Origin of the sequence: Pseudoduganella sp. RAF53_2 (genome assembly GCF_052113985.1) — a bacterium.
Taxonomy (GTDB): Bacteria; Pseudomonadota; Gammaproteobacteria; order Burkholderiales; family Burkholderiaceae_D; genus Rugamonas.
Map to the genome: position 1 here is coordinate 1 of NZ_JBFRDW010000747.1, position 2679 is coordinate 2679.

At 63.4% G+C, this 2679-nt stretch carries 5 protein-coding genes and 1 pseudogene; 2 read left to right on the top strand and 4 right to left on the bottom strand.

All coding sequences use genetic code 11. From position 1 onward, the window contains the following. Positions 1-358: pseudogene (locus AB4Z11_RS28845) on the top strand (hypothetical protein); the annotation flags it as partial. Here the strand turns inward: AB4Z11_RS28845 and trxC are convergent. Both trxC and AB4Z11_RS28855 read right to left on the bottom strand, forming a co-directional pair. Then, complete coding sequence (trxC, locus tag AB4Z11_RS28850; protein WP_442029257.1) at positions 355-792, bottom strand: thioredoxin TrxC; 438 nt, start codon at positions 790-792, stop codon at positions 355-357. The pseudogene AB4Z11_RS28845 and the gene trxC sit on opposite strands and share 4 nt — an antisense overlap. A gap of 3 nt (positions 793-795) precedes the next feature. Then, positions 796-1032, bottom strand: coding sequence for a hypothetical protein (locus AB4Z11_RS28855; RefSeq protein WP_442029258.1), 237 nt, complete (start codon positions 1030-1032; stop codon positions 796-798). Between the two features lie 88 nt (positions 1033-1120). Here AB4Z11_RS28855 and AB4Z11_RS28860 point away from each other — a divergent pair, with 88 nt between their 5' ends. Beyond that, entirely contained in the window at positions 1121-2011 is an 891-nt protein-coding gene (locus AB4Z11_RS28860; protein WP_442029259.1) for an alpha/beta fold hydrolase, read from the top strand. Here the strand turns inward: AB4Z11_RS28860 and AB4Z11_RS28865 are convergent. Then, a complete protein-coding gene (locus AB4Z11_RS28865) occupies positions 1970-2203 on the bottom strand; it encodes a hypothetical protein (protein WP_442029260.1) in 234 nt (77 codons plus the stop codon). The genes AB4Z11_RS28860 and AB4Z11_RS28865 overlap by 42 nt on opposite strands. 100 nt (positions 2204-2303) lie before the next feature. Further along, positions 2304-2679: substrate-binding domain-containing protein (locus AB4Z11_RS28870; RefSeq protein WP_442029261.1), on the bottom strand; the 376-nt coding region annotated here is incomplete at its 5' end.

A 2679-nucleotide genomic window follows, 5' to 3' on the forward strand; every position in this document is an offset into this window, starting at 1 on the left:
CGCGCATCGCGATTCAGCGCATCGGGCGGACGGCGACGCGGGCCAGGCTGCGGCAGGCATAGCCTCAGCAGGCAGCGGAGCGGGCCAGGCTGGCGGTGGCATGGCAACATCGGGCGGCGAAACGCCCGGCGCGGGCGACGCGGTCGCGCACCTGTCGCGGCAGCTCGCGGAGCCGGTCAGGTGGATGGATTGTATGGACGCCATGGCCGAGCAAGGCATCACGGCGGCGTTGGAATTGGGTCCCGGTGCGGCGTTGTCGAAAATGCTGGCGACGCGTCACCCGCACATCGAATGCCGCTCCGTGGCGGACTTCCGCACCCTGGACGGCATCAAGCGCTGGCTGGAGAAAATCGCTTAACGGCGGTCGTTCTGCTGCACCCAGGCGACGATGTTGGACGCATCCATTGCCCCCGGCTGGCGCGCAATCTCGCGCCCGCCGCGGAACAGGGCCAGCGTAGGAATGCTGCGAATGCCATACTGCCCCGCCAACTGCTGCTCATTCTCCGTATTCACCTTCACCACGCGATATCCCGGTTCCAGGCGCGCAGTCGCCTGTTCATAGAACGGCGCCATCGTGCGGCAAGGTCCGCACCAAGGTGCCCAGAAATCCACCAGCACAGGAATATCATTGCGCTCGATATGCTTGAGGAAGCGCGCGGTGGAGAGGTCAACGGGATGGCCGGTGAACAGATCCTTCTGGCATTTGCCGCAAGTCGGACCTTCGCGCAGGCGCTCCGAGGGCACGCGGTTCACAGCATCGCAATGCGGGCAGACGATGTGCAGGTTTTCCATGATTTATCCGTTCTCGTTCTTCAAAATGCCGCGCACATTGGTCACGGCCAGGCAGCAGTTTAATACGATCAGCGCCCACGCGTCATCCTGAAAGCCCCACACCACCCACAGCAGATTACTGAGCAGGAAAACCCAGAAGCCCATTAGCCGCCGGCGCGCCGAGCGCGAGCCGACCAGCCACGCGGCCAGCAGGGACGCAGCCATGGCGGGCCATTGCAATAAACCGATGACGTCGTACATGCACGCAGAATAACGCGCCACACAAACCGGCGGCGCATGGCTGGGCAGGCATATAATCGCTGACCAGTGCACTCATTGCGGAGGGATCATGGATTTCGTGAATACCGGGCGTTTGCGTGTGGCTTACCGCGAGCATGGCAATCCATCCGGCGAGCCGCTGTTCCTGCTGCACGGCTGGCCGGACGATGTCCATACATGGGACGCCATTCTGCCCGCGCTGGCAGCAGAGGGCTGGCGCATCATCGTGCCCAGTCTGCGCGGTTTCGGCGAAACCCGCTTCCTCGATCACGAAACACCGCGCAGCGGCCAGCTGAGCGCCCTCGCGCAAGATCTGTTCGACCTGGCCACCGCGCTGGACATCGAACGATTCAGCGTCATCGGCCACGACTGGGGCGCCCGCGCCGCCTACAACGCCGCCCTGCTGGAGCCCACGCGTGTGGCGCGCTGCGTGGCCATCTCGGTTGGCTGGGGCACGAACACGCCCGGCCAGACACTGAGCCTGGTCCAGGCAAAGAATTACTGGTATCACTGGTACATGGCCACGGACCGCGGCGCCGAGGCACTGCGCAAGGAACGCCGGGAGTTCGCCCGTCTGCTGTGGCAATCCTGGTCGCCCTCGTGGCATTTCAGCGACGGCGAATTCCACGACACCATGCACGCCTGGGACAATCCTGACTGGGCCGCCATCACCATCCACTCCTACCGCCACCGCTGGGGCCTGGCGCCATCCGATCCCCTGTACGCGCAACTGGAAGAACGCCTGCATCGTGAATCGGTGATCAACGTGCCCACGCTGGTCCTGCACGGCACGGAGGACGGCGCCAATTCGCCGCAGACATCAGAGCACAAGGACCACCTGTTCAGTGGCCCATATCAGCGCATTCTGCTGCCGGGCGCCGGACACTTCCCACAGCGCGAGCACCCGCAGGCCGTCAGTTCAGCGATTCTCGGCTGGCTTCACGAGCGCCAGGTCAGCTGAGCCGCCCGCGATGAGGGCTGGCGGACGCTCGCCAGCCAGACGCAGCAGGCCCAGCTGGTTTTCCACCGCAACGCGCATCAGCCGCAGGCTCACCTCCAGCAGAGCCTGGGCTAACTGCATGTTCAGCAAGCTCGCTTGCTGGGCGGCTTGCAACGTGGAACGGGACATGTCAATCAGAAAAGATGTGTACATGAGCTGGCCTCCCCTTCAAAATTTTCAAGGTGAAAGCTACCAGCCTACGATTCCCGCTCCCGTACGGACTTGATTTAAATCAAACGTGCGCCACGAACTCTTACTTCGCCGAAGGGAAGAACAGTTGCTGGCCCGCGGGCTTGAAGGCCGCGATTTTCGCCTGTCCCTCCGGCGACGTGATCCAGTCGATCAGCTCGCGGGCGCCTTTGTAGTTCACGCCGGGATGTCTGGCTGGATTGGTTGCAATGATGCCGTAAGGGTTGAACATTTTCGGGTCGCCTTCGACGGCGATCTCCAGCGCGGTCTTGGCGCGGTAGGCGCCATAAGTAGCGCGATCAGTCAGCGTGTAGGCCTGCAGTTCGCTAGCCATGTTCAGCACTTCGCCCATGCCCAGGCCCGCCGACACATACAGCGCAGCGGGTGGCTGCGTGCCCACCTGCTTCCAGTACGCCTTCTCCATGATGTCGGTGCCGGAA